Source organism: Rossellomorea sp. SC111 (genome assembly GCF_024733565.1).
In the GTDB taxonomy this organism is placed as follows: domain Bacteria; phylum Bacillota; class Bacilli; order Bacillales; family Bacillaceae_B; genus Rossellomorea.
Genome location: NZ_JANIOC010000003.1, coordinates 21,259 through 47,244, shown reverse-complemented (window position 1 = coordinate 47,244; position 25,986 = coordinate 21,259). Strand labels below are relative to the sequence as shown.

Genomic DNA, 25,986 nt, shown 5'->3' with positions numbered 1-25,986 from the left:
TCTACTTTTCTAGTAATCTTTCACATGGCTTGGGGTTTCAGAATGATGTATACTCCACCATAATAATCCAAATGCCCCCAAGAATAAAGCACCTGTTACATAAAAAACGGAAGAAATGCCAATATATCCGGACACGATGCCACCAAAAGCCGGGCCGATAACATTTCCAAGAAACCGGAAACTCTGATTATATCCAAGGACTTCCCCCTGCATACTCAAGGGCGCTTCCTGACGGATATACGCCGTCACACAGGGAATCATGCCGCCGATCGCGATCCCGAACAGGAACCGGAAAAGGACAAGCTGCCATAGCTCGACAGCCAGGGCTTGTGGAACAATGAAGATAGAAGCGAGAACGAGAAGGATGGATAAAACTTTTTCGTACCCGATATCGTCCCCGAGCTGTCCCCATCGTCTAGTTGCAATCAAATTTCCGAATCCCGTGGCAGAAAAGGCGATTCCTGCTAAAAATGCCAGATTACTAGAAGAGGTGAGTTCATCGACATACAAGGCGAGAAGCGGCTGTATGCTGAAGTTCGCCACTTGAATCAGGCAGGAAAGGATCAGGACCGTCACGAGTAGTTTATGACTGAAGATATGCTGGAGGACTTCTTTACTCGAGTACTTGTTTCGCTGATCCCGTTGTTCCCTGCTTCTTTGTTCGTCGATCCCGAGAAGGACGACAGTCGCAGCAGTGGCAATGGCAATCGAAGTGAAGATGAAAGTGTATGAAAATCCCACATTGTCTGCCAACAGTCCTCCAATCACCGGTCCGAATAAACCGCCAGATACGGTCCCCATCTGAAGGGTGCCAAGTGTTCGTCCCGCTTCTTCCTTAGGGGTCTGGGAGGAAATGAGTGCCATCGATGTAGGGATGAACCCCGTCACCGCACCCATGATCCCCCGCAGAATGAACAGTCCCCCGACGGAATGCATAAACCCCATTAAGAAGATGGACGTTGCAATCCCGTATCCGGTGATGAGGAGAATCGGTTTATATCCAAAACGATCCCCGATCCGACCCCATAAGGGAGATATGAAGAACGCCGTTAAGAATGTAACTCCAAAGACAAAACCTGACCAGCGCTGCACATATTCGTGACTATATGTTCCAAAGGTTTCGATGTAAAGGGATAAAAAAGGCAGCACCATTGTTGCGCTGGCAGCTACCAGAAAATTGGCCACGAGCATGATGGTTAGATTCTTTCTTTTTTGTGAAATGATTAACACCTTCTATATGTTTTTTATTTCGTATACCTAAATATTCATTTTATTAAAGATTTGGTCCATAGTCCACTGAATAACATTTATTCGCATGGAAAGCCGGGAATTAGTCATAATTTCCGGGCTCAGCATGATATAATGTAAGAATAAGAAGTATGGAGAAATGATGAGCATGTCTACTTATTTTAATCATGCAGTTCTCCTTTCGGATGAAGCATGGAAAATAGGATTATCCTGAAAAAATTCTTTTATTATAGATGAATTGGGGTCTTATCTACATTTGAGGAGGGAGTTTACGTGGCGAAAGCGGAACAGCTTGTGTTTATAGATTTTGAGTTTTCTATGCCGGAACGACATAGGGTCCCCAAAGGTTTCTTCCCTGAAATCATCGAGGCCGGGGTAGTGGTGGTGGAGTATGGGAAAGTGTCAGATACGTTTTCCTCTTATGTAAAACCGACTGCATTCCCCAAACTGACCAACCGCTGCAAACGATTTTTATCCATCACCCAGAATGAAGTGGATTCAGGGATTTCGTTCCAATGTCTGATTGATTATTTTAAAGGGCTGAATGACCTGGGGGTCGCGAAGGTAGTAACGTGGGGAAATATGGATATGAAAGTACTGCGCGATAACTGTGTTCAGTCCGGCGTTCCATTTCCTTTCCAAGCTCAATTCGTCGATTTATCCATGGAATATAAGCGCTTCTTCGGTGATCAGAACCAGACGGGGCTATGGAAAGCCGTGCAGGAATATGGAAGGGAAGGTGTCGGAAAGCACCATAAAGCGTTGGATGATGCCCTCACCACCCAGCACATCTACAACCTGGTCGAAAAAGACAAAAAATACCTCGATAAAGCCGAGCCCACCACCATCGGCGACAGAATCGACCTCTCCAAATTCTATAACCAGCTTGCATGAAAAGACGGGGGACGGACCTTCATTTGAAGGTCCGTCCCCCGTCTTTATTAAAATGTGAGGTTATACATCAATTCGTATTCCCTTTGAATGGATTGCAGTGTTTCAAGGCTCTTTTGTGCGTGGGGGGAAGCGTCTTCTTCAAGTTCCTGCTTCAACGTTACGTATGAATGGATAAGTGTTTCATTGTACTCAGGGATGTCTCCGTCATATGGCTTGACCATTTTCTCAGGCATGTTGGCACGCTCGCCGTGGGCAAGTGCTTTCCGTTCATGGAACAATGGTACATCCACAGATTGAGGGTTATGCAGGTCCCCTTGCCTTGGATGCTTTAAGACAGCCAGAATCTTCACGACAAAGGCACCAGGGCGCTCTCCCGTGACCTCCCCGACGTATTTTCCCGTTTTATAAAAAGCTGTGACATAATCACCAATTTGAATGTTTTTCATAAAAAACCTCCTCTAATACATCAATCTCTATTATAATGTAAGCAGAATGAAACTGAGAAATAACTACTATAAAGGTAACATGTGGAGGTACATATATGAAGCGTTTAATGATCGTTACCCTCTGTTTACTAGGTTTAGTTCTTGCCTCATGTGGACAAACAGAAAAGGGAGATACCACTGAAGAAAAGCCAAAAGCATCCGAGAAGCAGAAAACAGCAGAAGAAACCAAAGGAGATGAAGATATGACCTATCCTCAGCTGACAACAGAAGTTGCTAAAAACGAAAAATTAGTTGAAATGAAAACATCCATGGGAACAATCAAGATCAAGTTATTCCCCGAGCAGGCTCCTAAAACCGTGGAGAACTTCATCAAACACAGTAAAGAGGGCTATTATGATGGATTGAAATTCCACCGGGTCATTAAAGATTTCATGATCCAGGGCGGTGACCCGAATGGAAACGGAACGGGTGGGGAAAGCATCTACGGAGAATCATTTGAAGATGAATTTTCACCTGAATTATTCAATCTCCGTGGTGCTTTATCGATGGCGAATGCCGGTCCTGATACAAATGGCAGCCAATTCTTCATCGTACAAAAAAGTGACATCGATCCTCAGTTGGAAGACCAGATGAAATCTGCCGGTTTCCCGGAACAGATCGTCGATGCCTACATGGAGAATGGTGGAACGCCATGGCTTGATCAGAAACACACTGTGTTTGGACAGGTGGTTGACGGTATGGACATTGTGGATAAGATCGCTAACGTAGAAGTTGGGGAGAACGACCTTCCAAAAGAAGACGTCATCATTGAAAACATCAAGGTTGTAAAATAAATGCTTAAAGAGCTGCGAACCCCATTAATGGAGTTCGCAGTTTTTTTAAAGAGAAAAAAAAGGTATTTCCTCGGAAATTGTCGGGGGAAGTTCAAAAATCCGTAAAAAAACGTGAAGATTTGAAGTTGGTTTGTCCTTTACAGAGTTGTTATAATGGACAAAGAGTTTGTTTTCGAAAGGAGCTTACTATGCTTTCTTCATTTGTATTAAATTTATTTCTCTATTTCCCAGAAGATAAGACAGAATATATCCCGGCCGGCATCACAATGGCCATCTTCATGATCGCTGCCCTGCTCACATTCCGGATCATCCAAAAAGCTTCAAAACGCGAAGAATTGAAAACAAAGAAAATGGAAGAAGAAGCAAGGGTTCAGAGGAGAACAGAATAGAAAATCGAAACACGCCTCCTGAGCGTGTTTTTTTCGTCCTATGGATGTCCTTCATACAGCTGCTCTTCATGGAAAAAGGAATAATTTTCACCATGGGAGTCAACAATGGTGAAAGAGTATGAAGAGATGGAGGAAGAGAGATATGAAAATTTTTTCCCTACTATATATGGTCATGATCACACTCCTTGCAAGCGGATGTGCCATCGAAAATCCCCAAAAGCTAGAATTGGAAATGAAAAATGAGAACGGTGATTCACTGGGTAATGCGACCCTTCAGGAGAAATCTGACGGAGTCGAAGTCGCATTGGATCTCGAAGGACTTCCTCCGGGGGAGCACGGAATCCATATACATGAAAAAGGAGTATGCAAGCGGCCGGACTTCGTATCGTCAGGTAATCACTTCAATCCTGACGACACGAAGCACGGACTGCTTCATCCTGAAGGGGCCCATGGCGGAGATCTGCCCAACCTCATCGTGGGGGATGACGGCACTGTGAAGGTGAAACTCATGGCACCGATGGTTACGTTATCAAAGGGGAAGACATCCCTCTTTACGAAAGAAGGGACATCACTCATCATTGATGAAAACAAAGACGACGGGATGACACAACCCTCGGGTGATTCCGGTAAACGCATTGCCTGTGGCGAGATCAAAAGCGATAAGAAATGACCGATAAAAAAATGTACCAGGTAGAATCCGGACGATTCGTACCTGGTACATTTTTAATTCAACTCATCCCAATGCGGACCTCAATCTTTCCAGCCCGTCCATCAGCGTGTCTCTTGGACATGCAATGTTCATCCGGACAAAGCCTTCCCCGCCAGGACCATATTTCAGACCCGGTTCCAATGCCAGTTTCCCTTTATCCAATAGTCGACTCTTCAGTTCATCATCGGATAGGTTCAACTTCGTGCAATCGATCCAGAGTAAATACGTCCCTTCTGCTTCCACCACTTGCAGTTCAGGTAGATGCTCTTCAATGAATTTTTTCGTGACGGTCACATTTTCCTGCAGGTAATCCAGGATTTCTTCTAACCACTGTTCTCCGTGGCGATAGGCCGTTTCCATCCCAATGATGCCGAGTGTATTGAGAGTAAAGAAGCCTTGCTTTTTATGGACACCTGCGATCTTTTCCCTGATTTCAGCATTGGGAGTGATCATGGCTGAAGCCTGTAACCCTGCCAGGTTAAAGGTTTTGCTCGGTGCAATGCATGTAATCGTCATATCCCGGAATGTCTCATTGAGAGAGGCAAGGGGAGTATGTGTATAATTTTTATAAACCAGATCTGAATGGATTTCATCCGAAACAATCAAGACGTTGTACTTGAGACATAATTCCGCCATTCTGGTCAGTTCTTCCTTCGTCCACACCCGACCGCTCGGATTGTGAGGGTTGCAAAGAAGGAATAGCTTCACACCTGTTTTAAGGGATTCTTCAAAGGCGTCAAAGTCGATGGAGTATCTTCCTTCGTGGTAGTGCAATCGTGCATTGACAATTTCCCTGTCATTATCCTCCACCAGACTGAAAAAAGGAGTATAGACGGGAGATTGGACAAGTACTTTGTCTCCGGGAACAGTGAGTGCCTGAATGATCGTTGATATCGCGGGAACGACTCCGGGACTGTATTGAAGCCAGGTTGTCTCGATTTCCCAGCCGTGGCGTTTTTGAATCCAATCTTTAATGCTTGACGCCGTTTCATCCCCTACGAACGTGTAGCCGAAGATTCCGTGCTCCAGCCTGTTCCCGAGTGCTTCCAACACTGCCTCAGGGGGGAGGAAATCCATATCTGCCACCCACATGGGAAGGACATCCTCTCTTCCAAACACAGTTTTCGTGAGGTCCCACTTAACGGAGGAGGATCCTTTCCGGTTGATGATTTCTTCAAATCTACTCATAATTAATGCCCCTTTTGCTAATGTATTTATATATATAATCATATGATGGAAACGAAAAAGATGAAAATGATACGTCTTACCGCCAATCACTTTATCCAAACATAAGAAAAAAGGGACTTCTCCCTACGTTTCAGTTAGAAGCGTCTGGGAAAGTCCTTTTTGAAATAGAGGCGCTGTCCTGGCCCCATCCGATACTTCTTCTGTGGCGGCGGAAACAAATGATTGAATATTCTCCAATACTTCCCGTGGTTTTTCTTCCGGTACAAGATGCCCCGTCTCTTTCAGAACCACGAGTTTCGAGTCCGGAATATCCTGATTCAGCCTTTCTCCGGTTGATAAAGGCACCACCCTGTCATGCTCCCCCCATACGAGGAGGCAGGGGGTTTGAATATTTCGCAGGTCATTCACCGATAGATCACCTTCGCGGTCCCGTATCATCCTGGTCAACGCTTTGAAAATATCATCCTCCAGGAAAGGTCTCAAATAGCCAAACATCATTTCATCGTCAATCATTGTAGAGTCATGCACGACGTTTTCAAGATTGTTACGGACGCCTGAACGGGTAAGCCACAGTTTCACATAAAGATGGAAGAAAGGGATGCGGCTCAGCATCGTGACGGGCCAATTCATCCGTTTGAGATAACCGGAACTGCACAGGAGGACGCCTTTTTCCACCAGGTCAGGGGCTTTTTTCATCACATTCAAGGCGATCTGCCCACCCATTGAATGACCGGTCAAGTGGATGTTGCTGACTTTCAGATGACCCAGTAATTCAATGACTGTATTGGCAAGGTTGTCGTATGAATAGATGAAGCTGTTGAGTTTCCCGCTGTTTCCGAAGGGAGGAAGGTCGATGGAAATGACATTATAATGTTCTTTCAAAAGGGGTGTAAGCCGTCTGAAGCTGAAAGTGGATGACAGAAACCCATGAAGAAGGACAAACGTCTCTGAGGCAGTGGGATGTTCGTGATATTCAAAGTAAACATTGGTACCGTTCACCTCCACCACTCTGGAGAAATCGTTTTCTTGCATTTTTCCTCACTCCTCTCTGTTTAATGTATAGATATTTTACCCCCAATTACATATTTAACACCCTGATTCGAGTGTTTTGACATATTGAATCCCGTTGAAGGGGAAGATAGGTTGACTCTTTTCATATACGTGACTTCTGATATAATGAAACCATTTAGTGGTGATGAGGAGGAAGCAGAATGCAACTGAGAGAAATGGAGCTTGATTTAGTAAGGATTTTACAGAAGGATGCAAGAATTTCGACAGAAGATTTAGGAAAAATGCTTCAAGTTCCGGGAAAGGAAATTGAGGAAGCGGTTGAAAAGCTTGAAAAAGCGAATATTCTTGTCAGATACAGCTCGATTGTGGACTGGTCGAAAGTGGATGGCCATGAAGGGGTGACAGCCATGATTGATGTGAAAGTCGCTCCGAAAAGAGGGGTGGGCTTTGATGAAGTGGCTCACAGGATATACCGGTATAAAGAAGTGAAAAGCGTCTATCTGATGTCCGGGGCGTACGATTTGTCCGTGACGGTTGAAGGGCGGTCCATGCATGAAGTGGCGACATTCGTCTCTGAAAAGCTCTCGACCCTTGATTCTGTCTTATCAACGACCACACATTTTCAATTGAAAAAATATAAGCATGATGGAACGATTTTCGGTGATCATGACGAAGATAGAAGAATCGTGGTGTCCCCATGACAACCAAGACATCATACATAGCTCAATCCGTTAAGAATTTAAAGCCTTCAGGGATCAGGAAATTCTTCGATCTGGCTGCCAATATGGAAGGAGTCATATCCTTAGGCGTAGGGGAGCCGGATTTTGTCACCTCCTGGACGGTGAGAGAAGCGGCGATTCTATCCTTGGAACAGGGATATACCTCCTATACTGCAAATGCAGGACTTCTCGAGTTGAGGGAAAAGATTGCCCGGTATATGAAAGAGGGATACTCGGTTGACTATGACCCGAAAACGGAAATCATCGTGACCGTCGGGGCTTCACAGGCACTTGATATCAGTATGAGGGCCATCATCGATCAGGGTGATGAAGTGATCGTGGTGGAACCGGGCTTCGTTTCGTACGTTCCCCTCGTCCAATTGGCGGGAGGAGTGCCGGTAACGGTTGAAACGAAACCAGAAAATGGCTTCAAGGTCACAGCTGAAGAACTCGAAGCTGCCATCACGCCAAAGACAAAAGCTGTGCTGCTTTGTTCCCCGAACAATCCGACAGGGACAGTCCTTGAAAGGGGAAATTTAGAGAATCTGGCTGAAGTGATCCGTAAGCATGACCTTGTCGTCTTTTCAGATGAAATTTACGCGGAGCTTGCCTATGACCATCACCATGTATCAATCGCTTCGTTAGAAGATATGAGAAAAAGGACCATCGTCATCAACGGCTTCTCGAAAGGGTTCGCCATGACGGGTTGGAGGCTCGGCTATATATGCGCCCCTGAAGAGATTGCCTCATCCTTATTGAAAATCCATCAGTACGCCATGATGTGTGCGTCGACACCTGCTCAATATGCAGCAGTCGAGGCACTGGATAAAGGGATGGACGATGTGATGGAAATGAAGAAAAGCTACCGTCACAGACGTCACTATTTCGTCGACTCCCTGAACGAATTAGGATTAACCTGTCACACCCCGGGAGGAGCCTTCTACGCCTTTCCTTCCATTCAAAAGACGGGGATGTCTTCCGGGGAATTTGCTGAAAAACTCCTGATGGAAGAAAAAGTGGCGGTCGTGCCAGGTAATGTATTCGGTAAAGGTGGAGAAGGGTTCATCCGTTGTTCTTATGCATCAAGTATGGAACAGTTGCAGGAAGCTGTGAAACGGATGAAACGGTTTGTGGAGAATCACAGTTAAGGAAATGAGTACCCAATGAATGGTGCCGGGCAATCCCGATTAGTTCTAGGGCACCCATGAAATTGGGCAAAAAAAATAGGACGATACAATGATCGTCCAACAAATGAAAACAAAAGGGGGAATACTTAGAAAGCTTATTTTCAGTATGACCCCTTTTGTTTTTCTCTATACATCATTTTTTAAAAAAGTTTTTAAGATTGGTTTTTTTCATATTTCAGTTCGTACAGCATTTGCATCACCCGTAAGAAATCTTCCTCGGTGAATTCCTTGGCTTTGCGGAGGATGAGCTTCGTCCGTTTGGGACCCAATTCCTTGATCAGCTTCTCCATTTCGGCATCGATGCCGGCAGGAGGATGCTCCTTCATTTCCCGTTCCATAAGTTCGGAAGCAGGGATATCAAGAACAGTGGAAAGCTTAAGAATGGTCTGGGTGTCGGGTATCTGCAGATCAGATTCATATTTCTCAATCGTTTTCGTTCCCAATCTTGCCCGTAGAGCCAGCTCCTGTTGAGACAATTTACGCTCTTCCCTTACTCTTTTCAAATTTTCACCAAAATGAGACATAACCCATTCCCTCCTCTAAAAAATGACTTCCGTATATTTTTAGTTTATCACCAATTGGAAAAAATTAGCCCGATAACCCGTGAACAAAATGTTACATAAATAAGAGGTCCGTCCCTCATGGTGAGGGACGGACCTCTTAGGATCACGATATGAAAACGAGTATGATCGCTATTGGTACGATGTAGCGCAGGAGGAAGATCCAGCTGTTGAATAAGCCCCTGGAGATGGAGGAACCGGATTGAAGTTCATTCCAGATGTCCTCACGTTTCAATCGATAGGATACGAAGATTGAAATGAGTAAAGCGCCTACAGGCAATCCGAAGTTACTCGTAATATAATCGGCGAAGTCGAAAAAGTTCTTTCCTCCGATAAGAAACTCATTGAATACTCCAAATGATAGGGCGCTCGGAATTCCGGCAATGAAAACGAGGATTCCGATCACCCATGTAAACGGGATCCGTTTCTTCTGATTTCCTTTTGACAAGGCAGCGACACCGATTTCTAAGATGGAGAAAGCGGAGGTAAGGGTGGCAAACAGTAACAGGATAAGGAACACGGTTAAGAATATGCCACCGAACGCAATTTCATTAAATACGGCAGGAAGTACCACGAAGGCAATCCCGGGGCCCTCATCCGGCTTAAAGCCGAGTGCATACACCGCCGGGAAAATGACCAAACCTGCGAGTAGGGAAATGAAGATATTCAGACTTGAAACACTGATGGCTGACCTTGGCATGCTGTCCTCTTTAGATAGATAGGATGCATATGTCACCATGACGGATAGACCGACCGTTAAAGCAAAGAAAGCTTGTCCCAGTGCGAGGAGAACCGTCTCTCCATTCAAATAACTCCAATCCGGCAGTAACAGGAAGCGGACACCTTCCATCGCCCCATCCAATGTCAGGGACCTGATCACCAGAATAATAAATAAAATGAATAATGCAGGCATCATATAGCGACTGGCGCGTTCAATCCCTTTTTGTATCCCACCCTGTACAACAAGAATGGTTATGACGATGAAGGCGAACTGAGCGATCAGCACTTCTTTGGGGTCCGCTATTATGCTTTCGAACAAAGCGCCATATTGTTCTTGCGATTTTCCGATCAGTGAGCCTGTCACACTTCTTGCCAAATAGGAAAGAATCCATCCTCCCACCACACTGTAAAAGGATAAGATGATGAAAGACACCACCGTTCCTAAATAACCGATCCAGTGCCAACTGGAATGAGGGGCCAGTATTTTATAAGAAGTAACAGCATCCGCCCCGGCACGCCTGCCTATGACGAATTCAGCGAGAAGAATGGGGGTTCCAATTAAAACGGTAAAAAGTATAAAGAGCAAGAAGAAAACACCCCCGCCATTCGCACCAGCCATATAAGGGAATTTCCAAATCGCGCCCAGGCCGATGGCAGATCCTGCCGCTGCCAGAATAAAGCCTATTTTAGAAGTCCATTGATCTTTCTTGGCCATACCTAAGATCCTCCTTTCAAAAAATAAGATTTTTCAATCGTACTATGTTTTAGTACCTCTGTACACCGGATTTTTAAATTTTCAATAAATGGGGTAAAGGAAAGGTAAAGTAGTTCAATGAAGAAAGTAAACAGAGTGTCCGCACCCCATTTCCATTTATTATGGATGAAAACGCTTTAAAACATTACTTTTCAACTAATTTTTAGAAAAGAAGTCAAAAACAAGGCAAATAGACTGGAAATTTTCTGAATATGTAGTATACTAATTGTAACAAAACGTTCACAAATTATTCTTTTTTTCGCCATAATTGAAAGCGTTTACTACAGAAATGGAGGAATTGAAATGGATGTCTTTCTAGTATACCTATTCGTCGCAACGGCAACTCCACTTTTTCTTTGGGTCGAGCATCGTAAATGGGCGGTTCTTCATATCCCATTCGTTATAGCCTTATGGTCAGTATTTATCTATTATGTAGCCGTACCTGAACTTGGAGGCTGGGGACATGTAACCCTGTGGAGTCTTTTCGTGGCAAACCTGGCATTCGCACATATCGCAGCTTTCATATTATATGCCGTTCCTTTTATCCAAAAGCAAAGAAAGAAAAAATCAACGACTGTCAGGGACTTTTAGTCTGACCCATTTTTGATGGGGTCGGGCTTTTTTTTTTGCAAAGTCGGATGAGTCCAAAGAGGAGAGAGCTGACATAATATAGTAGAGAGTGGTAAAATCGTATAATCTATTTTGTCTAATCGCTACAGATGGATCCTGTTGAATCCCTGTTTCACACTGTTTTAATTAAATGAATAATTGGGAAGCATAACTAGTGAGAAAGCAATTATAGACGGATAGTAGGATGTAAGGGAAGGAGGGCAAAGAATATCCCTTTGCCGAATTCCCGAATCTATGATATAATCTACAATTGCGTGTAAAGACGAAAAATAATATATATACTAGGAGTGTTACCATGACTACAAAATTCGAAACAGGAACTGTTGTAACAGGTAAAGTTACAGGCATTCAACCATACGGTGCGTTCGTTGCACTTGACGAAGAAACTCAAGGATTAGTCCATATTTCTGAAATCACTCACGGATTTGTTAAAGACGTTAGTGAGCACCTTTCAGTAGGCGACGAAGTAAAGGTTAAAGTATTATCAGTGGACGAAGCTGCTGGTAAAATCAGCCTTTCTATCCGTGCTACAGAAGAGGCTCCTGCTCAACAAGCAAAGCCTGCTGCAGCGAAAAAACCTCGCCGTCAAGGTCAAGGAAGTGTGAAGCAAGCTAACGAAGAAACAACACCAGCTGGCTTCAACACTCTTAAAGACAAGCTTGAAGAGTGGATCGAACAATCAGAACGTGAAGATCTAATCAAGAAATAATAGATGTATAAACAGACCGGCTCTCCATAGAGGGCCGGTTTTTTTACGGAAACATAAATTAACGAAAAATAAAGAATTTTGGAACAATATACTTGTCCGTACCTCCTAAATGGCATATAATGAGAAATGAAAGCGCTTAACTAAATAAAAATACATAAAATCAGGAGGAACTTAGATGCTTTATAACAATCCGAATACAGAAGGTTCGTTGGTCCAATTCAAAGACAAGTATGAGAACTTTATCGGTGGGGAATATGTTCCGCCGGCAAGCGGGGAGTATTTTGAAAATGTATCTCCTGTAACGGGAAAAGTGTTCACCAAAATTGCCCGTTCGAATAAAGAGGATGTTGAAAAGGCTTTGGATGCGGCGCATGCAGCGAAAGACGCATGGGGGAAAACGTCTGTAGCAGAACGAGCCAATATCCTGAACAAAATCGCTGATCGCATGGAAGAGAATCTTGACATGCTTGCAGTAGCCGAAACATGGGATAACGGGAAGCCGGTTCGTGAAACGATGGCTGCAGACTTACCGCTGGCGGTCGATCATTTCCGCTACTTCGCCGGATGTATCAGAGGTCAGGAAGGATCACTTGGAGAAATTGATAACGATACGGTTTCTTATCACTTCCATGAACCAATCGGGGTTGTGGCACAGATCATCCCTTGGAACTTCCCTATACTGATGGCTGTATGGAAGATCGCCCCTGCCCTTGCTGCAGGAAACTGTGTGGTATTGAAGCCGGCAGAGCAAACGCCTGCATCCATCATGGTACTGGTTGAACTGATTGAAGACCTGCTGCCAAAAGGTGTATTGAATGTGGTACAAGGATTTGGAGTGGAAGCAGGGAAGCCACTTGCACAGAGCAAGCGCGTTGGCAAAGTAGCCTTCACGGGTGAAACGACAACCGGCCGCCTGATCATGCAATATGCTTCCCAGAACATCATTCCTGTTACATTGGAGCTTGGCGGGAAATCACCTAATATCTTCTTTGAAGATGTCATGGACCAGGATGATGACTTCCTTGACAAGGCAGTCGAAGGGTTCGTCATGTTTGCCTTGAATCAGGGAGAAGTGTGTACCTGCCCTTCAAGAGCCCTGATCCAGGAATCCATCTACGATAAGTTCATGGAGCGCGCAATCGAACGTGTGAAACAAATCAAGCAGGGGAACCCGTTAGATACGGACACGATGCTTGGTGCCCAGGCTTCTCAGGAACAATTAGAGAAGATCCTCTCTTATATTGAAATCGGAAAAGAAGAAGGGGCAGAAGTACTGATCGGTGGAGAGCAGAATAAACTGGAAGGCGATCATGAGACAGGGTTCTATGTGAAGCCGACCGTATTCAAAGGCGATAATAAAATGCGTATATTCCAGGAAGAAATCTTTGGACCGGTTGTTTCCGTGACAACGTTCAAGACGAAAGAAGAAGCACTTGAAATCGCCAATGATACTCTTTATGGTCTTGGTGCGGGTGTATGGACGCGTGATATGAACACGGCTTACCGTTTCGGCAGAGAGGTTCAAGCAGGACGCGTATGGACCAACTGCTACCATCAATACCCGGCACACGCAGCATTCGGAGGCTACAAAATGTCCGGTATCGGTCGTGAAAATCATAAAATGATGTTGTCCCACTATCAACAAACGAAGAATTTACTAGTCAGCTATAGTCCTAAAGCGTTAGGATTCTTCTAAAATGGAACAGCGACTAGAGGCGACAGAACAAGCTCTCCAGTTGATTGAAATGTTAAAGGGAAAGCACGGTGCCCTCCTGTTTCATCAGTCAGGTGGATGTTGTGATGGCAGTTCCCCTATGTGTTTGAGTCAAGATGATCTGATCATCGGAGACAGTGATGTATTGGTAGGTACTGTAGCCGACTGTCCTTTTTATATGAACGAACAACAATATGAATATTGGAAGCATTTCCGGATCATATTGGATGTGAGAGAAGGTAGAGGGGGAGTATTCTCCCTCGAATCTACGGAAGGTGTACGTTTCATTACAGATTCTAAATTGATGAAAGTGTAAGATTGCTTATCCCTTTTAGAGGCAGCCTGTTTCATAGGTTGTCTCTATTTTGCGGTGTGAAGCGGTCTTACCACCTCTCAACCCCGCAAAAAAACCACTCCCCCAAAAATGAAAGTGGCTCCCGACTATTTAAAACGAATTCCGCTCGATCCCGTACTTCCGTATCCGGTACTGCAAGTTCTGTCTGCTCATCCCCAGTGATTTCGCGGTCTTGGTAATATTGAATTCATGGTATTTCAATGCTTTCTGAATATAATAGGTTTCTGCTTCCTCTATGAAAAGCTCTAATGGCTTGATTTCCGTTCCTGATTGATAGAGGAATTCCGATCCATCCCGGCTTTCGTCACCTGTTGCCGTATGATGGACCCTCTGCCTGAATCCAAATGGAAGATGCTTGAACCCTATTTCCTCCTCGAACCCTACGAGATTGAATGCCCCTTCCATGACATGCTCGAGCTCCCGCACGTTCCCCGGCCAGTCATACTGCTGGAATATTTCACGCACTTCATCGGAGATCCCTTTAATATTCATGGCGAAGTGATGGTTGAACTGATTGATGAAATAATCCACAAGCTCAGGCAGGTCCTCCTTTCTCGAACGGAGAGAAGGGATGAAGACAGAAACGATGCTGAGACGATAATAAAGATCCTTCAATAACCGTCCTTCTGCAATGGCGTCGATCGGATCCTCGTTCACCGTCGCGATCACCCTCACGTCAAATGGAAGGTCCGTCCCTCTTGAGAAGAAGTTTAGTAGTTTCTCCTGGAGGGAAGGGGTTAATGAGTTGATTTCGTCGAGGAGGAGTGTTCCTCCTTGGGCCTGCCGGAAGAGAGAGGGACGGCGGTCTTTAGGATCTTTCCCCTTCCGCGTGTCGTTAAAGAGAATTTCTTCGAGCGTGTTATCGCGCAAAGAAGAGCAATTCTGGGTGATGAAGGGATGGTTGGCACGGGCGCTGTCGTTGTGAATGCTTTGGGCGAACAGTTCTTTCCCAGTCCCGATTTCGCCGCAGATCAAGACAGGGGAAGAGGTCCGCGTCGCCTGCTTTCCTGTTTCGACAGCGTCCTTGAGGCGCGGGTGGTGCCCGATGATGCTGTCAAACGTGAAGAAGCTGCTGGGCTTTTTATGTATATGATCCCTCATGACCTTCTCAAGTTTTGTGATGTCCCTGGCAATTTCGATGGCTCCGATCAGTTCCTCATCGTGAAAAATCGGGAATGTGTCATTCATCGTCGTGATTTCGATTCCGTTCATATTAAAGTAGGTCTGCTTTACATTAAGGGTAGGATTATTTGTTTTCAGGACCTTTAAAAGGGTGCTCTCTTCCTCGGAGTGAAATTGAAAAACATCCAGCAGATTTTTATCGAGGACGTCTTCAATTCCCATTCCTTCGATCTCACGCATCTTGCGATTGTAGATGATGGTTCTCCCGGTAGAATCAATGACATGGACGCCTGATTCGAGATGTTCAGCGACTTTTTCGTACATATACAACCGTTTTTCAGATTCCAGCATGATGTTTCTCACCTCTTTTTAAACATTGGTTCTTACAGCAAAACGTCTATTTTTATAACTATTTGTGCGAAGTTTCCATTTTGACATGGATGGGTGCAAGCCTTCTTCTCAGTGGAAATCGCAAAAAGAGTGGAATTATAAAAAATTTTTAAAAAACTCTTGAAAAACGCAACTATCTTTTGCATTATTATAAGTGTAAGGGTTTTCTAAATGCAAATTTTTTTTGCACATTTGTGATGAAGAAGAATAAAATCTTTGTTTAAAGGGGGCAGACCGGATGATCTTCTGCTTCACCTTCAAGCAAAAACGAGTGAAGACGGGAGGGGCCTTTGAACAAGGGGCTCCATCCTTTTATAAATAAGATAAAGTTTTAAAATTTGTAAGGAGGAATCAGTATGACAGTAAGTACGCATTCGATTATTGAACAAACAGAAAAGTATGGTGCGAAGAATTATCTTCCGTTGCCAATCGTTATTTCAGAAGCGGAAGGTGTATGGGTAAAGGATCCTGAAGGCAATAAGTATATGGATATGCTCAGCGCCTATTCAGCCGTAAACCAGGGACATCGTCATCCAAAGATCATCCAGGCACTGAAAGATCAGGCAGACCGTGTGACACTGACGTCACGCGCGTTCCATAATGATCAATTGGCCCCTTGGTATGAGAAAATCTGTAAGCTGACAGGTAAAGACATGGCGCTTCCAATGAACACGGGTGCTGAGGCTGTGGAAACGGCGATCAAGACAGCTCGCCGCTGGGCATACGATGTAAAAGGGGTTGCCGAAAACAGTGCTGAAATCATCGCATGTAACGGAAACTTCCACGGCAGGACGATGACAGCTGTATCCCTTTCTTCTGAAGAGGAATACAAGCGCGGTTTCGGTCCGATGCTTCCGGGTATCAATCTGATTCCTTACGGGGACCTTGATGCGTTGAAAGAAGCAATCACACCAAACACAGCTGCGTTCCTCATCGAACCGATCCAAGGGGAAGCAGGGATCGTATTCCCTCCAAAAGGCTTCCTGAAAGCGGCTTATGAATTATGTAAAGAAAATAATGTCCTGTTCATTGCAGATGAAATCCAGGCCGGGCTGGCCCGTTCCGGAAAAATGTTTGCATGTGAGTGGGAAGATGTCGATCCTGATATGTACATTTTAGGAAAAGCACTTGGTGGGGGAGTATTCCCGATTTCATGTGTGGTTGCAGATGAAGAAGTACTGGGCGTATTCAATCCGGGCTCCCATGGATCAACATTCGGGGGTAATCCAATGGCATGCGCGGTGTCTGTTGCCTCCCTCGATGTATTGATCGATGAAGATCTTGCAGGCCGTTCCCTTCAAATGGGAGAATACTTTATGAGTAAACTTCGTGAGATAGATAATCCTATGATTAAGGAAGTTCGTGGCAGCGGATTATTTATCGGAGTGGAACTGACAGAACCTGCCCGCAAATACTGTGAACAACTGAAAGAAGAAGGACTGCTTTGTAAAGAAACGCATGATACAGTCATCCGTTTCGCCCCGCCGCTGGTCATTTCACAAGAAGACCTCGATTGGGCCATCGAAAGAATCAAGAAAGTACTGTCTTGATATCACCAGGCGGCTGAGAAGTTTTTTTCTTGAATAGGCCTGAAAACCCTTGGAAATAAAAATTATTTCTTTCCCAAGTCAATGGTTTAAGATACGGTAATATGTTACAATAACAACGTTTCAGATCACATAATAAAGAGGCGAATGTTTACAATGGGAGAAAACCTTAATCTGTTTACTTCTACACAGCATGTCATCAATGATGCTTTATCAAAGCTTGGATATACGGAAGAAATGTATGAACTCCTGAAAGAGCCGATCCGTATGTTGACCGTCCGGATTCCTGTTCGAATGGACGATGGCAGTATCAAAGTATTTACAGGCTATCGTGCACAACATAACGATGCAGTGGGTCCAACAAAGGGCGGAGTACGATTTCATCCTGAAGTGGATGAAGAGGAAGTTAAGGCTTTATCCATGTGGATGAGCTTGAAATGCGGCATCGTGGATCTGCCATATGGCGGAGGGAAGGGCGGAATCATCTGTGATCCGCGAACAATGTCCTTCACTGAACTGGAAAAGCTCAGCCGCGGCTACGTACGTGCCATCAGTCAGATTGTTGGGCCGACAAAGGATATCCCGGCACCTGATGTGTACACAAACTCTCAGATCATGGCTTGGATGATGGATGAATACAGTCGTCTTCGTGAAAATGACTCACCAGGATTCATTACGGGAAAACCGATTGTCCTCGGTGGCTCCCAAGGTCGTGAAAAAGCAACGGCTCAAGGTGTGACCATCTGTATCGAACAAGCAGCAAAGAAACGCGGCATCGATATTAAAGGGGCACGAGTCGTCATCCAGGGATTTGGTAATGCCGGAAGTTTCCTTGCGAAATTCATGAATGATGCAGGTGCGAAGGTCATCGCGATTTCCGATGCTCATGGTGCGCTCCATGATCCGGCAGGTTTGGATATTGATTATCTGTTGGATCGCAGGGACAGCTTCGGTACCGTAACGACTTTATTTGAAAACACGATTTCAAATAAGGAATTACTGGAACTCGAGTGTGACATCCTTGTACCTGCAGCGATTTCAAACCAGATCACAGAAGAGAATGTCTATGATATTAAAGCATCCATTGTAGTAGAAGCTGCAAACGGTCCTACTACCTTTGAAGCTACACGAATCCTTTCCGAGAGAGGGATCCTCCTTGTACCGGACGTCCTTGCAAGTGCCGGTGGAGTAACGGTTTCTTATTTCGAATGGGTTCAGAACAATCAAGGGTACTACTGGACAGAAGAAGAAGTAAACGAGAAGCTTTATGCTAAACTTGTCGAAGCTTTCAACAATGTATACGAAACATCACAGAATCGTCGAGTGAATATGCGACTAGCCGCATACATGGTCGGCGCACGCAAAATGGCTGAAGCCTCAAGATTTAGAGGTTGGGTGTAACGATCGCATGAATAAGAAGAACGTATTCTCATTTTATATGAGGTGCGTTCTTTTTTTATTAACTCTTTTCGCAAAAATTGTTGTTTTCTAACATAGGAATTCTGAGGCTCTGTCTATGTGTGTATGGATAGATGGTGAGGGGAACAGCTTCGCTTTCCGGCGGACGAACGGCCAAGCCTCCTCGCATTCGCTGCGGGGTCTTGTCTCGTCCGTTTTTCCGCAGGAGTCTACGCCATTCCCCTCCCAATCTAAATGAGATAGCGTGACAGAGCTTACCAGTGAAAAACGAATGAAACAGCAAATTGACCACACCGCTCATAGAAAATGATGTTTTTCTAGAGGTGTACAGAAGTAGATTAATCCTCCATACCAATAAAGTGATTGTAGTGGAAGGTGCTCAACTCACGCCCCGCGGAAAGCGGGCACCTGAAGTGGAAATCAACCACTACTCTCTACCTTACATAGCAACAAAGTTTACGAAAAGAGCCATTTTAATTAAAGGAGTTCCCGAAATGAATGTAGAATGATTAGGAAGCGGTGGTTTAGGGTAAAATCACTGAAAATGGGCATAGGTGTATGTACATTGCACGTGGAATTTTTGTTCTTATGTTTAAACGTATAAACATTAAAGATTCGGAGGGAAACAAATGTCTACTGAATTGTTCATAGAGGAAGCTTCTCTCGAGGCGATAGAAGCAAGTCTTCAACAGCATAAGCAATTTTTTAAGTCCGGGGTGACCCGTCCCCTTCAATACAGAAAAGATTTGTTGGAAACATTCTCCACTGTCATAAAAAATCATGAAAAAGAAATCATCAGCGCCCTAAAAAAGGACTTGAATAAATCCGAGATGGAAGCGTATGTGACAGAAATCGGCATCCTTTTGGAGGAAATTCGTTTTGTCCTTAAGAATATCGATGAGTGGGCAGAACCGAAAAAAGTGAAAACGGCGAAGACCCATATTGGATCGAAGGCCTATACGGTGCCGGAGCCATACGGAGTCACCTTGATCATCGCACCGTGGAATTATCCCATCCAGCTTGCCCTGGCACCGGTCATCGGAGCGATTGCAGCAGGTAATACGGCGATCATAAAACCGTCAGAGCTCACCCCGACGACTTCTGCATTACTCGCTCAACTGATCAACACACATTTTGATCCAAGGCAGATCTTCGTCATAGAGGGCGGGGTGGAGACGACCCAGAATCTCCTTAAGCAACCTTTTGATTATATTTTTTTCACCGGGAGTGTGCCTGTCGGGAAAGTGGTCATGGAAGCCGCCGCCAAGCAGTTGATTCCGGTAACTCTTGAACTCGGTGGAAAAAGCCCGTGTATTGTCGATGAAACGGCGGATATCCCGCTTGCCGCCAAGCGTATCGCTTTCGGGAAAGTGACAAATGCAGGACAGACTTGCATCGCACCGGATTATTTATTTATTCATAAAAGCAAGAAAGATGAATTCATCACTGAATTTAAGAAAACCGTGATTGACTTTTATGGAACAGAACCGCTTATCAGCGATAAATTCGGCCGGATTGTCAACGAGAGGCATTTCAATCGTTTGAGGGGCTATTTAGAAGACGGGGAAATCCTCTTGGGGGGCAATGTGGATCCCGGCACCCTGAAAATCGAACCGACATTAATGGAGCCGAGGGATTTTTCGGTACCTGTGATGCAGGATGAAATATTCGGACCGATTTTTCCTGTCATAGAGTATGAAGATCTCGATGAGGTCATCGATTTTGTAACGGAGCGGCCGAAACCCTTGGCGCTTTATCTGTTCACGGAAAACCCCATCACAGAAGAGAAAATCAATGAATCGATTTCTTATGGGGGTGGATGTGTGAATGATACCCTTATGCACATCGTAACACCTTATCTTCCTTTCGGCGGGGTAGGGGAGAGTGGTATAGGAAATTATCACGGGGAATCGAGCTTTTCAACCTTTTCCCATTATAAGAGCATCTTGAAGCAAACGACGAAATTCGATATGAGCTTCCGATATCCAAGCGCACGATTCGGAATGCAGATTCTCAAGAAATTATTGAAATGACAAAAGGTGACCCTGGCTGGGTCACCTTTTGTATTGGGGTTCTTTTATCTTGTTGGTTCTGTACGAGGTTCTCTTTCAAGCTCTTCCGTCGGTTTGAATAACAGACCAAGATTGATGAGGCCTGCAATCCCTACTAAACCGTAAACGATCCTGGATAGAGCTGCATCCTGACCGCCAAAGATCGCTGCAACAAGATCGAATTGAAAGAAACCGATAAGTCCCCAGTTGATAGCACCGATGATCGTTAGAACCAAAGCAATACGCTGAATACCACTCATGTTTTTTTCCTCCTTTTATTCAATGGCTCATTCATAAGTTTCCCTCTGAGTCCATTCCTATTCAATTTGTCCATAGTAAAATTTCCTTGTGCAAGTTCTTTGCAATTAGGGGATGATATATTCGATAATAGAGAATGTGCTAAGAACATTTTGGGTAACGAAATAAATCGGCCCTTACAGAATACAAGGAGGTAACAAAAATGAATGACTTTACATTTTACAATCCGACTAAATTAATTTTTGGTAAAGGACAAGTAGAACAATTGAAAGAATTGGTACCTCAATATGGTAAAAAGGTGCTTGTCGTTTATGGCGGGGGAAGCATCAAGCGTAACGGACTATACGATCAAGTGATGTCAGTGCTGAAAGGGATTGACAGTGAAGTATTTGAATTATCCGGAGTTGAGCCGAACCCACGTCTTTCTACTGTTAGACGAGGAGTGGAAATCGCTAAGGAGAAGAACATCGACTTTATTTTAGCAGTCGGCGGCGGAAGTGTCATCGATTGTACGAAAGCCATCGCTGCTGGCGCAAAATATGACGGAGATGCATGGGACCTTGTAACGAAGAAAGCTTTCGCGAAAGAAGCCCTTCCATTCGGAACGGTTCTTACTCTGGCTGCGACGGGTTCTGAAATGAATGCCGGATCGGTTATCACAAACTGGGAAACAAATGAAAAATATGGTTGGGGAAGCCCGGTGACATTCCCTCAATTCTCCATCCTGGATCCGGAAAATACGTTTACCGTACCAAAGGATCACACCATTTATGGCATGGTGGACATGATGAGTCACGTGTTTGAACAGTATTTCAATAATGCGACAAACACACCGCTTCAAGACCGCATGTGTGAATCTGTCTTGAAAACAGTGATCGAAACGGCTCCGAAGTTGATCAATGATCTTGAAAACTATGAACTTCGTGAGACGATTCTGTACTCAGGTACGATTGCACTTAACGGAATGCTGCAAATGGGTTATAACGGAGACTGGGCAAGCCATAACATCGAGCATGCCGTGTCAGCTGTATATGACATCCCACATGCCGGGGGACTTGCGATCCTATTCCCGAACTGGATGAAGCATAACCTCAAAGTAAACCCATCACGATTTGCCCAAATGGCTGAACGCGTATTCAACGTCGACCCAGCCGGTAAATCGGAAGAAGAAGTGGCCCTTGAAGGGATCGAAAAACTTCGTGAATTCTGGTCAAGCCTGGGTGCACCATCCCGCTTGGCGGATTATGATATCGACGACAGCCAAATTGACCTGATGGCTGACAAAGCGATGGTCAACGGCGAATTCGGTAACTTCAATAAACTGAACAAAGACGACGTTCTTGCGATTTTAAGAGCATCACTATAATTTAATGGGGAGGGACGGACCTTGTGGAGCGAGGTCCGTCCCTCTTTATTCCCACCGTTTACCGAAATATAGGGTTTTATTCCCACTAAATAGGGGAACATAAACAGGTGAGGCTGGGCATAAATAAAAAGTTTATTATGGACACGCTTTCATAGAGGGAGCGTTCTTGATTCTCGGGTCAGCTTTCGATAAAGTGAGATAGAAGAAAATATTTTAATCGGAGGATGGTTATGACACACATTCGTTTTGATTATTCAAAAGCGTTATCGTTTTTTGGAGAACACGAACTTACATACTTAAGTGATGCGGTTAAGGTTGCCCATCATTCACTTCATGAACAAACAGGTGCCGGGAGTGACTTCCTGGGTTGGATCGACCTTCCTGTGGATTATGATAAAGAAGAATTTTCACGCATTCAGAAATCAGCGGAGAAAATCAAAAATGATTCCGATATCCTTCTTGTGATCGGTATCGGTGGGTCTTACCTGGGAGCGCGTGCAGCGATTGAAATGCTGAATCACAGTTTCTACAATGCTCTGCCGAAAGAAAAGCGTTCCACTCCACAAGTATTATTTGTCGGGCAAAACATCAGCTCCACATACATGAAAGACTTAATGGACCTTCTGGATGGAAAAGACTTCTCCATCAATGTGATCTCAAAGTCGGGTACGACGACTGAACCGGCCCTTGCCTTCCGTATCTTCCGCAATATGCTTGAAGAAAAGTACGGAGTGGAAGAAGCCCGCACCCGTATCTATGCGACTACGGATAAATCGAAGGGTGCATTGAAGACGCTGGCGACGGACGAAGGCTATGAAACATTCGTCGTTCCGGATGATATCGGAGGACGCTATTCTGTTCTTACTGCAGTAGGATTGCTGCCGATTGCCGTCAGCGGAGTGGAGATCGAAACGATGATGAACGGTGCGGCACAAGCCCGTGAAGATTTCAGCAAATCCGAGCTGACCGAGAATGCTGCGTACCAATATGCCGCGGTTCGTAATGCCCTTTACAACAAAGGCAAAACAATTGAAATGCTCATCAATTATGAGCCGGGACTGCAGTACTTTGCTGAATGGTGGAAGCAGCTGTTCGGGGAAAGTGAAGGAAAAGACCAAAAAGGCATTTATCCTTCTTCTGCAAACTTCTCGACGGATCTTCATTCCCTTGGACAATATGTTCAGGAAGGACGCCGTGACATTTTCGAAACAGTCATCAAGGTTTCAGAGCCCCGTCATGAGCTGAAAATCGAGAAAGCGGACAGTGACTTGGATGGATTAAATTATCTTGCTGGTGAAACTGTGGACTTTGTAAACAATAAAGCATTTGAAGGGACACTGCTTGCCCATACAGATGGAGGGGTACCTAACCTGATCGTGGAAATTCCTGCAATGGATGCCTACACATTCGGTTACCTTGTGTACTTCTTCGAGAAAGCATGTGCCATGAGTGGATACCTTCTTGGTGTGAATCCATTCGATCAGCCGGGAGTGGAAGCATATAAAGTAAATATGTTTGCCCTTCTTGGTAAACCAGGATTTGAAGAGAAGAAAGCCGAGCTTGAAAAGCGTCTGAAATAATGAACAGGAGCACTGAGTAAATCTCAGTGCTCTTTTTACATTTTTCTTTTCTTTTAGGAGAAACTATCCCTAAAAGAAAGGGGATGCATCCACGTGATTGAGCTTTCATCGAGCATTGAAGGACAGCATTATCAACTGTATAAATTGGAACAGCTTTTAAAGCCGCTTGGATATTCGATCGGCGGTAATTGGGATTACGATCACGGCTACTTCGATTATAAAATTGATGATGAGGTAGGGTATCAATTTTTAAGAGTGCCGTTTACCTCAGTGGACGGCCAACTGGACTCAAGGGGGGCTACCGTTGAATTCGGTAAACCGTTCCTTCTTTCTCATAAATATCAGATTGGCCTGGACGATTTTGCGTCGACAGGGAACTTTTCAGGTTCTGTCAATCAATTTTCAGAGCCACAGGATCCCGATGCAAGTTTTCCTGACAAGTACATTGCCGTTGGGAAGGAACTTGTGAAAGAACTGGAGAGCACACTGTTTTCTAGTTAGAAATCACAAGAAGTTCGTCTGATTCTTCAACAATCGTCGTTAAAGGAGGATTCACTGTTGTGTTTTCTCCTTTTTTAATTCCTAAAAGGATGATGTTGTTCTTTAGGAGATGACTGCTTAATGAATGGAAATTTTCATTGATATACTCTTCTGAAACGGGAATCAGCTTCAAATTATTTCCTTTCAAGTGATTCAGCAGCTTTAAGATTGTTTTAGACATACCTTGGGAAATGATGCTGTTCATCATCACATAGCTGGTCTGCATATTCGTTTGGATGACTTCATCGGCTCCTGCCCGCTTCGCATTTGCCACTTGATCTTTTTGAAGGATCTCCACCACGGTATATAATTCCGGATGATTGCCCTTAATGGCAAGGAGCGTGAGGACCGAATTCATATCCGAAGTCATCTCATCTTTATTTTGGTCTGCGGTAATGATGGCGATGGAAGCTTCCTGCAGGTTGACTTTCTTCAGGATTGCGTCCTTAAACGGCGTTCCGCGGATGAAATGAATATGATTATTATTGTAGGGATTCTTCTGAAGCGTTTCATCGACCAGGATGATATCACATTTGGAGTGAAGGGAGGTCAGTTGATTGATCACTTCACGGGTCCGTTCATTCCAGCCTACGATGATGACATGTTCTTTTCCTTTGAATGTTGCCCGTCCTTCCAGGTAGGCATTTTGTGTCATGACGGTTTCCGCTGCGAGAGTGACAAAATAGGTTGAGAGAAAACCTGCACCAACAAGGATCAGGACAATCCCAATCAATCTTCCTTCGATTGTTTTTGGAATAAAATCTCCATATCCAACAGTGGAAGTCGTAATGATGGCCCACCAAATCCCATCAAATAAAGAGGGGAAGGTATCCGGCTCTATCAAATGAATGATCGTGCCAAACGAAATCATCAGCGTAATGGCGATCGTAAATATTCGAACAACTAAAGGCCAGCGCAAGAACCCATGAAACATCTGCTGTACCATTCTACCAGCTCCTTTTTCATCTGCACTGACCATTATTTCCTTTTCAGGTTCGTCTAAAACTCGGCAAGCCATTCTTTCTTTAACAAACTGTACATATAAGCGTCAAATGTATGGTCATCCTGAAGGATATATTCCCTTAACAAACCTTCCTGCCTGAACCCAAGCTTCTCAACCACCCGTGATGACGCCTTGTTATAAGGAACGATCACAGCTCCTATTCGATTCATTCCTTTTTCTGAAAACAGGTAACGAAGTAAAGGGGAGAGAGCTTCACCCATGATCCCCTTACCCCAATGACCGGGATGCAGGTCATATCCGATTTCGCAGCGTTTATAAGCCTTTGAAATGCCATGGAACCCGCATGTCCCGATCATTTTGCTGGAATCTTTCTCCACGATGGCCCAGCGCATTGGGCCTCCTGATTCCAGGTGCTTTTCATAGTTTTCCACCATACTCACCGCCACGTCTTTCGATTCAATCGGACTCATCCCGAAATAGCGGAGAACGTCAACGGACGTATAGAGTTCATAAAGAAAATCGACATCTTCCATTGTAATCTGTCTTAAAGTCAATCTCTCTGTTTCAAATACTGGATACTTTTCCATATTTATCAACTCCTTTGTAGAAGAAAGTATACCATGGATAAACCCTTGGCAGGGGGCAAAAATCATTTATACGAAAAAGCCCCTGCCGGTTTAGAC

The 25,986-nt window shown here is 44.6% G+C and carries 27 protein-coding genes; 17 read left to right on the top strand and 10 right to left on the bottom strand.

Annotated elements, in window-relative coordinates:
• Positions 1-9: 9 nt before the first annotated feature.
• Positions 10-1,221, bottom strand: coding sequence for an MFS transporter (locus tag NQ095_RS04225; RefSeq protein WP_258262478.1), 1,212 nt, complete (start codon positions 1,219-1,221; stop codon positions 10-12).
• 300 nt (positions 1,222-1,521) lie between these two features.
• Between NQ095_RS04225 and kapD the strand changes: the two genes are divergently transcribed.
• On the top strand, positions 1,522-2,142 hold the full coding sequence (kapD, locus tag NQ095_RS04220; protein WP_258262255.1) for a 3'-5' exonuclease KapD: 621 nt from the start codon (positions 1,522-1,524) through the stop codon (positions 2,140-2,142).
• A 47-nt stretch (positions 2,143-2,189) separates the two neighbouring features.
• On the opposite strand, the gene kapB is transcribed toward kapD, so the two are convergent.
• Positions 2,190-2,588, bottom strand: coding sequence for a kinase-associated lipoprotein KapB (gene kapB, locus NQ095_RS04215; protein WP_258262254.1), 399 nt, complete (start codon positions 2,586-2,588; stop codon positions 2,190-2,192).
• Positions 2,589-2,830: 242 nt separating this feature from the next.
• Between kapB and NQ095_RS04210 the strand changes: the two genes are divergently transcribed.
• The 3 genes from NQ095_RS04210 to NQ095_RS04200 all read left to right on the top strand — a co-directional run bounded on the left by NQ095_RS04210 (position 2,831) and on the right by NQ095_RS04200 (position 4,480).
• The gene (locus NQ095_RS04210) at positions 2,831-3,421 is read left to right on the top strand and encodes a peptidylprolyl isomerase (RefSeq protein ID WP_375162812.1); all 591 of its coding nucleotides are present in this window, start codon (positions 2,831-2,833) and stop codon (positions 3,419-3,421) included.
• Between the two features lie 188 nt (positions 3,422-3,609).
• The gene (locus tag NQ095_RS04205; RefSeq protein WP_060673138.1) at positions 3,610-3,810 is read left to right on the top strand and encodes a hypothetical protein; all 201 of its coding nucleotides are present in this window, start codon (positions 3,610-3,612) and stop codon (positions 3,808-3,810) included.
• Positions 3,811-3,952: 142 nt separating this feature from the next.
• Positions 3,953-4,480 (top strand): superoxide dismutase family protein, encoded by a 528-nt coding sequence (locus tag NQ095_RS04200; RefSeq protein WP_258262252.1) that lies wholly within the window; start codon positions 3,953-3,955, stop codon positions 4,478-4,480.
• Positions 4,481-4,543: 63 nt separating this feature from the next.
• On the opposite strand, the gene NQ095_RS04195 is transcribed toward NQ095_RS04200, so the two are convergent.
• Complete coding sequence (locus NQ095_RS04195) at positions 4,544-5,707, bottom strand: MalY/PatB family protein (protein WP_258262251.1); 1,164 nt, start codon at positions 5,705-5,707, stop codon at positions 4,544-4,546.
• Between the two features lie 123 nt (positions 5,708-5,830).
• On the bottom strand, positions 5,831-6,739 hold the full coding sequence (locus NQ095_RS04190; RefSeq protein ID WP_258262249.1) for an alpha/beta fold hydrolase: 909 nt from the start codon (positions 6,737-6,739) through the stop codon (positions 5,831-5,833).
• Between the two features lie 179 nt (positions 6,740-6,918).
• Here NQ095_RS04190 and NQ095_RS04185 point away from each other — a divergent pair, with 179 nt between their 5' ends.
• Together NQ095_RS04185 and NQ095_RS04180 are read left to right on the top strand one after the other, a co-directional pair.
• A complete protein-coding gene (locus NQ095_RS04185) occupies positions 6,919-7,419 on the top strand; it encodes an Lrp/AsnC family transcriptional regulator (protein WP_258262248.1) in 501 nt (166 codons plus the stop codon).
• On the top strand, positions 7,416-8,585 hold the full coding sequence (locus NQ095_RS04180) for an aminotransferase (protein WP_258262247.1): 1,170 nt from the start codon (positions 7,416-7,418) through the stop codon (positions 8,583-8,585). Before NQ095_RS04185 ends, NQ095_RS04180 begins: the two co-directional genes overlap by 4 nt.
• A 191-nt stretch (positions 8,586-8,776) precedes the next feature.
• Here NQ095_RS04180 and NQ095_RS04175 read toward each other — a convergent pair whose 3' ends face one another.
• Positions 8,777-9,148 (bottom strand): helix-turn-helix domain-containing protein, encoded by a 372-nt coding sequence (locus NQ095_RS04175; protein WP_258262246.1) that lies wholly within the window; start codon positions 9,146-9,148, stop codon positions 8,777-8,779.
• 142 nt (positions 9,149-9,290) lie between these two features.
• The gene (locus NQ095_RS04170) at positions 9,291-10,619 is read right to left on the bottom strand and encodes a sodium-dependent transporter (RefSeq protein ID WP_258262245.1); all 1,329 of its coding nucleotides are present in this window, start codon (positions 10,617-10,619) and stop codon (positions 9,291-9,293) included.
• Positions 10,620-10,961: 342 nt separating this feature from the next.
• On the opposite strand from NQ095_RS04170, the gene NQ095_RS04165 reads away from it, so the two are divergent.
• From NQ095_RS04165 to NQ095_RS04150, 4 genes are all read left to right on the top strand, one after another.
• Positions 10,962-11,249, top strand: coding sequence for a spore morphogenesis/germination protein YwcE (locus NQ095_RS04165; protein WP_258262244.1), 288 nt, complete (start codon positions 10,962-10,964; stop codon positions 11,247-11,249).
• Between the two features lie 334 nt (positions 11,250-11,583).
• The gene (gene yugI / locus NQ095_RS04160; RefSeq protein WP_034763847.1) at positions 11,584-11,997 is read left to right on the top strand and encodes a S1 domain-containing post-transcriptional regulator GSP13; all 414 of its coding nucleotides are present in this window, start codon (positions 11,584-11,586) and stop codon (positions 11,995-11,997) included.
• Between the two features lie 175 nt (positions 11,998-12,172).
• The gene (adh, locus tag NQ095_RS04155; RefSeq protein WP_258262243.1) at positions 12,173-13,693 is read left to right on the top strand and encodes an aldehyde dehydrogenase; all 1,521 of its coding nucleotides are present in this window, start codon (positions 12,173-12,175) and stop codon (positions 13,691-13,693) included.
• A gap of 1 nt (position 13,694) precedes the next feature.
• Entirely contained in the window at positions 13,695-14,027 is a 333-nt protein-coding gene (locus tag NQ095_RS04150) for a DUF779 domain-containing protein (RefSeq protein ID WP_258262242.1), read from the top strand.
• Positions 14,028-14,156: 129 nt separating this feature from the next.
• Here the strand turns inward: NQ095_RS04150 and NQ095_RS04145 are convergent, their stop codons facing one another.
• On the bottom strand, positions 14,157-15,539 hold the full coding sequence (locus NQ095_RS04145; RefSeq protein ID WP_258262241.1) for a sigma-54 interaction domain-containing protein: 1,383 nt from the start codon (positions 15,537-15,539) through the stop codon (positions 14,157-14,159).
• 395 nt (positions 15,540-15,934) lie between these two features.
• Between NQ095_RS04145 and NQ095_RS04140 the strand changes: the two genes are divergently transcribed.
• The 4 genes from NQ095_RS04140 (at position 15,935) to NQ095_RS04125 (ending at position 20,577) form a co-directional block, all read left to right on the top strand.
• Positions 15,935-17,128, top strand: a complete 1,194-nt coding sequence (locus NQ095_RS04140) for an ornithine--oxo-acid transaminase (protein WP_258262240.1) — start codon at positions 15,935-15,937, stop codon at positions 17,126-17,128.
• A 153-nt stretch (positions 17,129-17,281) separates the two neighbouring features.
• Positions 17,282-18,526 (top strand): Glu/Leu/Phe/Val family dehydrogenase, encoded by a 1,245-nt coding sequence (locus NQ095_RS04135; RefSeq protein ID WP_258262477.1) that lies wholly within the window; start codon positions 17,282-17,284, stop codon positions 18,524-18,526.
• Positions 18,527-18,867: 341 nt separating this feature from the next.
• Complete coding sequence (locus NQ095_RS04130) at positions 18,868-19,053, top strand: hypothetical protein (protein WP_258262239.1); 186 nt, start codon at positions 18,868-18,870, stop codon at positions 19,051-19,053.
• A 120-nt stretch (positions 19,054-19,173) separates the two neighbouring features.
• The gene (locus NQ095_RS04125) at positions 19,174-20,577 is read left to right on the top strand and encodes an aldehyde dehydrogenase (protein ID WP_258262238.1); all 1,404 of its coding nucleotides are present in this window, start codon (positions 19,174-19,176) and stop codon (positions 20,575-20,577) included.
• A 44-nt stretch (positions 20,578-20,621) separates the two neighbouring features.
• On the opposite strand, the gene NQ095_RS04120 is transcribed toward NQ095_RS04125, so the two are convergent.
• Complete coding sequence (locus tag NQ095_RS04120) at positions 20,622-20,855, bottom strand: DUF378 domain-containing protein (protein WP_060673111.1); 234 nt, start codon at positions 20,853-20,855, stop codon at positions 20,622-20,624.
• 200 nt (positions 20,856-21,055) lie between these two features.
• Between NQ095_RS04120 and NQ095_RS04115 the strand changes: the two genes are divergently transcribed.
• The 3 genes from NQ095_RS04115 (at position 21,056) to NQ095_RS04105 (ending at position 24,300) form a co-directional block, all read left to right on the top strand.
• Complete coding sequence (locus tag NQ095_RS04115) at positions 21,056-22,219, top strand: iron-containing alcohol dehydrogenase (RefSeq protein WP_258262237.1); 1,164 nt, start codon at positions 21,056-21,058, stop codon at positions 22,217-22,219.
• A gap of 230 nt (positions 22,220-22,449) precedes the next feature.
• Positions 22,450-23,799 (top strand): glucose-6-phosphate isomerase, encoded by a 1,350-nt coding sequence (locus tag NQ095_RS04110; protein ID WP_060673113.1) that lies wholly within the window; start codon positions 22,450-22,452, stop codon positions 23,797-23,799.
• Positions 23,800-23,892: 93 nt separating this feature from the next.
• Positions 23,893-24,300, top strand: a complete 408-nt coding sequence (locus NQ095_RS04105; protein WP_258262236.1) for a YugN-like family protein — start codon at positions 23,893-23,895, stop codon at positions 24,298-24,300.
• Here the strand turns inward: NQ095_RS04105 and NQ095_RS04100 are convergent.
• Entirely contained in the window at positions 24,293-25,357 is a 1,065-nt protein-coding gene (locus NQ095_RS04100; RefSeq protein WP_309137612.1) for a potassium channel family protein, read from the bottom strand. The two genes, NQ095_RS04105 and NQ095_RS04100, sit on opposite strands and share 8 nt — an antisense overlap.
• Positions 25,339-25,890, bottom strand: a complete 552-nt coding sequence (locus NQ095_RS04095) for a GNAT family N-acetyltransferase (RefSeq protein WP_258262235.1) — start codon at positions 25,888-25,890, stop codon at positions 25,339-25,341. Before NQ095_RS04095 ends, NQ095_RS04100 begins: the two co-directional genes overlap by 19 nt.
• Between the last annotated feature and the right edge of the window lie 96 nt (positions 25,891-25,986).

Coding starts and splice junctions, on each gene's coding strand:
- kapB (WP_258262254.1), bottom strand. CDS start 2,588: ATGAAAAACATTCAAATTGGTGATTATGTCACAGCTTTTTATAAAACG.
- NQ095_RS04210 (WP_375162812.1), top strand. CDS start 2,831: ATGACCTATCCTCAGCTGACAACAGAAGTTGCTAAAAACGAAAAATTA.
- NQ095_RS04205 (WP_060673138.1), top strand. CDS start 3,610: ATGCTTTCTTCATTTGTATTAAATTTATTTCTCTATTTCCCAGAAGAT.
- NQ095_RS04200 (WP_258262252.1), top strand. CDS start 3,953: ATGAAAATTTTTTCCCTACTATATATGGTCATGATCACACTCCTTGCA.
- NQ095_RS04195 (WP_258262251.1), bottom strand. CDS start 5,707: ATGAGTAGATTTGAAGAAATCATCAACCGGAAAGGATCCTCCTCCGTT.
- NQ095_RS04190 (WP_258262249.1), bottom strand. CDS start 6,739: ATGCAAGAAAACGATTTCTCCAGAGTGGTGGAGGTGAACGGTACCAAT.
- NQ095_RS04185 (WP_258262248.1), top strand. CDS start 6,919: ATGCAACTGAGAGAAATGGAGCTTGATTTAGTAAGGATTTTACAGAAG.
- NQ095_RS04180 (WP_258262247.1), top strand. CDS start 7,416: ATGACAACCAAGACATCATACATAGCTCAATCCGTTAAGAATTTAAAG.
- NQ095_RS04175 (WP_258262246.1), bottom strand. CDS start 9,148: ATGTCTCATTTTGGTGAAAATTTGAAAAGAGTAAGGGAAGAGCGTAAA.
- NQ095_RS04170 (WP_258262245.1), bottom strand. CDS start 10,619: ATGGCCAAGAAAGATCAATGGACTTCTAAAATAGGCTTTATTCTGGCA.
- NQ095_RS04165 (WP_258262244.1), top strand. CDS start 10,962: ATGGATGTCTTTCTAGTATACCTATTCGTCGCAACGGCAACTCCACTT.
- yugI (WP_034763847.1), top strand. CDS start 11,584: ATGACTACAAAATTCGAAACAGGAACTGTTGTAACAGGTAAAGTTACA.
- adh (WP_258262243.1), top strand. CDS start 12,173: ATGCTTTATAACAATCCGAATACAGAAGGTTCGTTGGTCCAATTCAAA.
- NQ095_RS04150 (WP_258262242.1), top strand. CDS start 13,695: ATGGAACAGCGACTAGAGGCGACAGAACAAGCTCTCCAGTTGATTGAA.
- NQ095_RS04145 (WP_258262241.1), bottom strand. CDS start 15,539: ATGCTGGAATCTGAAAAACGGTTGTATATGTACGAAAAAGTCGCTGAA.
- NQ095_RS04140 (WP_258262240.1), top strand. CDS start 15,935: ATGACAGTAAGTACGCATTCGATTATTGAACAAACAGAAAAGTATGGT.
- NQ095_RS04135 (WP_258262477.1), top strand. CDS start 17,282: ATGGGAGAAAACCTTAATCTGTTTACTTCTACACAGCATGTCATCAAT.
- NQ095_RS04125 (WP_258262238.1), top strand. CDS start 19,174: ATGTCTACTGAATTGTTCATAGAGGAAGCTTCTCTCGAGGCGATAGAA.
- NQ095_RS04120 (WP_060673111.1), bottom strand. CDS start 20,855: ATGAGTGGTATTCAGCGTATTGCTTTGGTTCTAACGATCATCGGTGCT.
- NQ095_RS04115 (WP_258262237.1), top strand. CDS start 21,056: ATGAATGACTTTACATTTTACAATCCGACTAAATTAATTTTTGGTAAA.
- NQ095_RS04110 (WP_060673113.1), top strand. CDS start 22,450: ATGACACACATTCGTTTTGATTATTCAAAAGCGTTATCGTTTTTTGGA.
- NQ095_RS04100 (WP_309137612.1), bottom strand. CDS start 25,357: ATGGCTTGCCGAGTTTTAGACGAACCTGAAAAGGAAATAATGGTCAGT.
- NQ095_RS04095 (WP_258262235.1), bottom strand. CDS start 25,890: ATGGAAAAGTATCCAGTATTTGAAACAGAGAGATTGACTTTAAGACAG.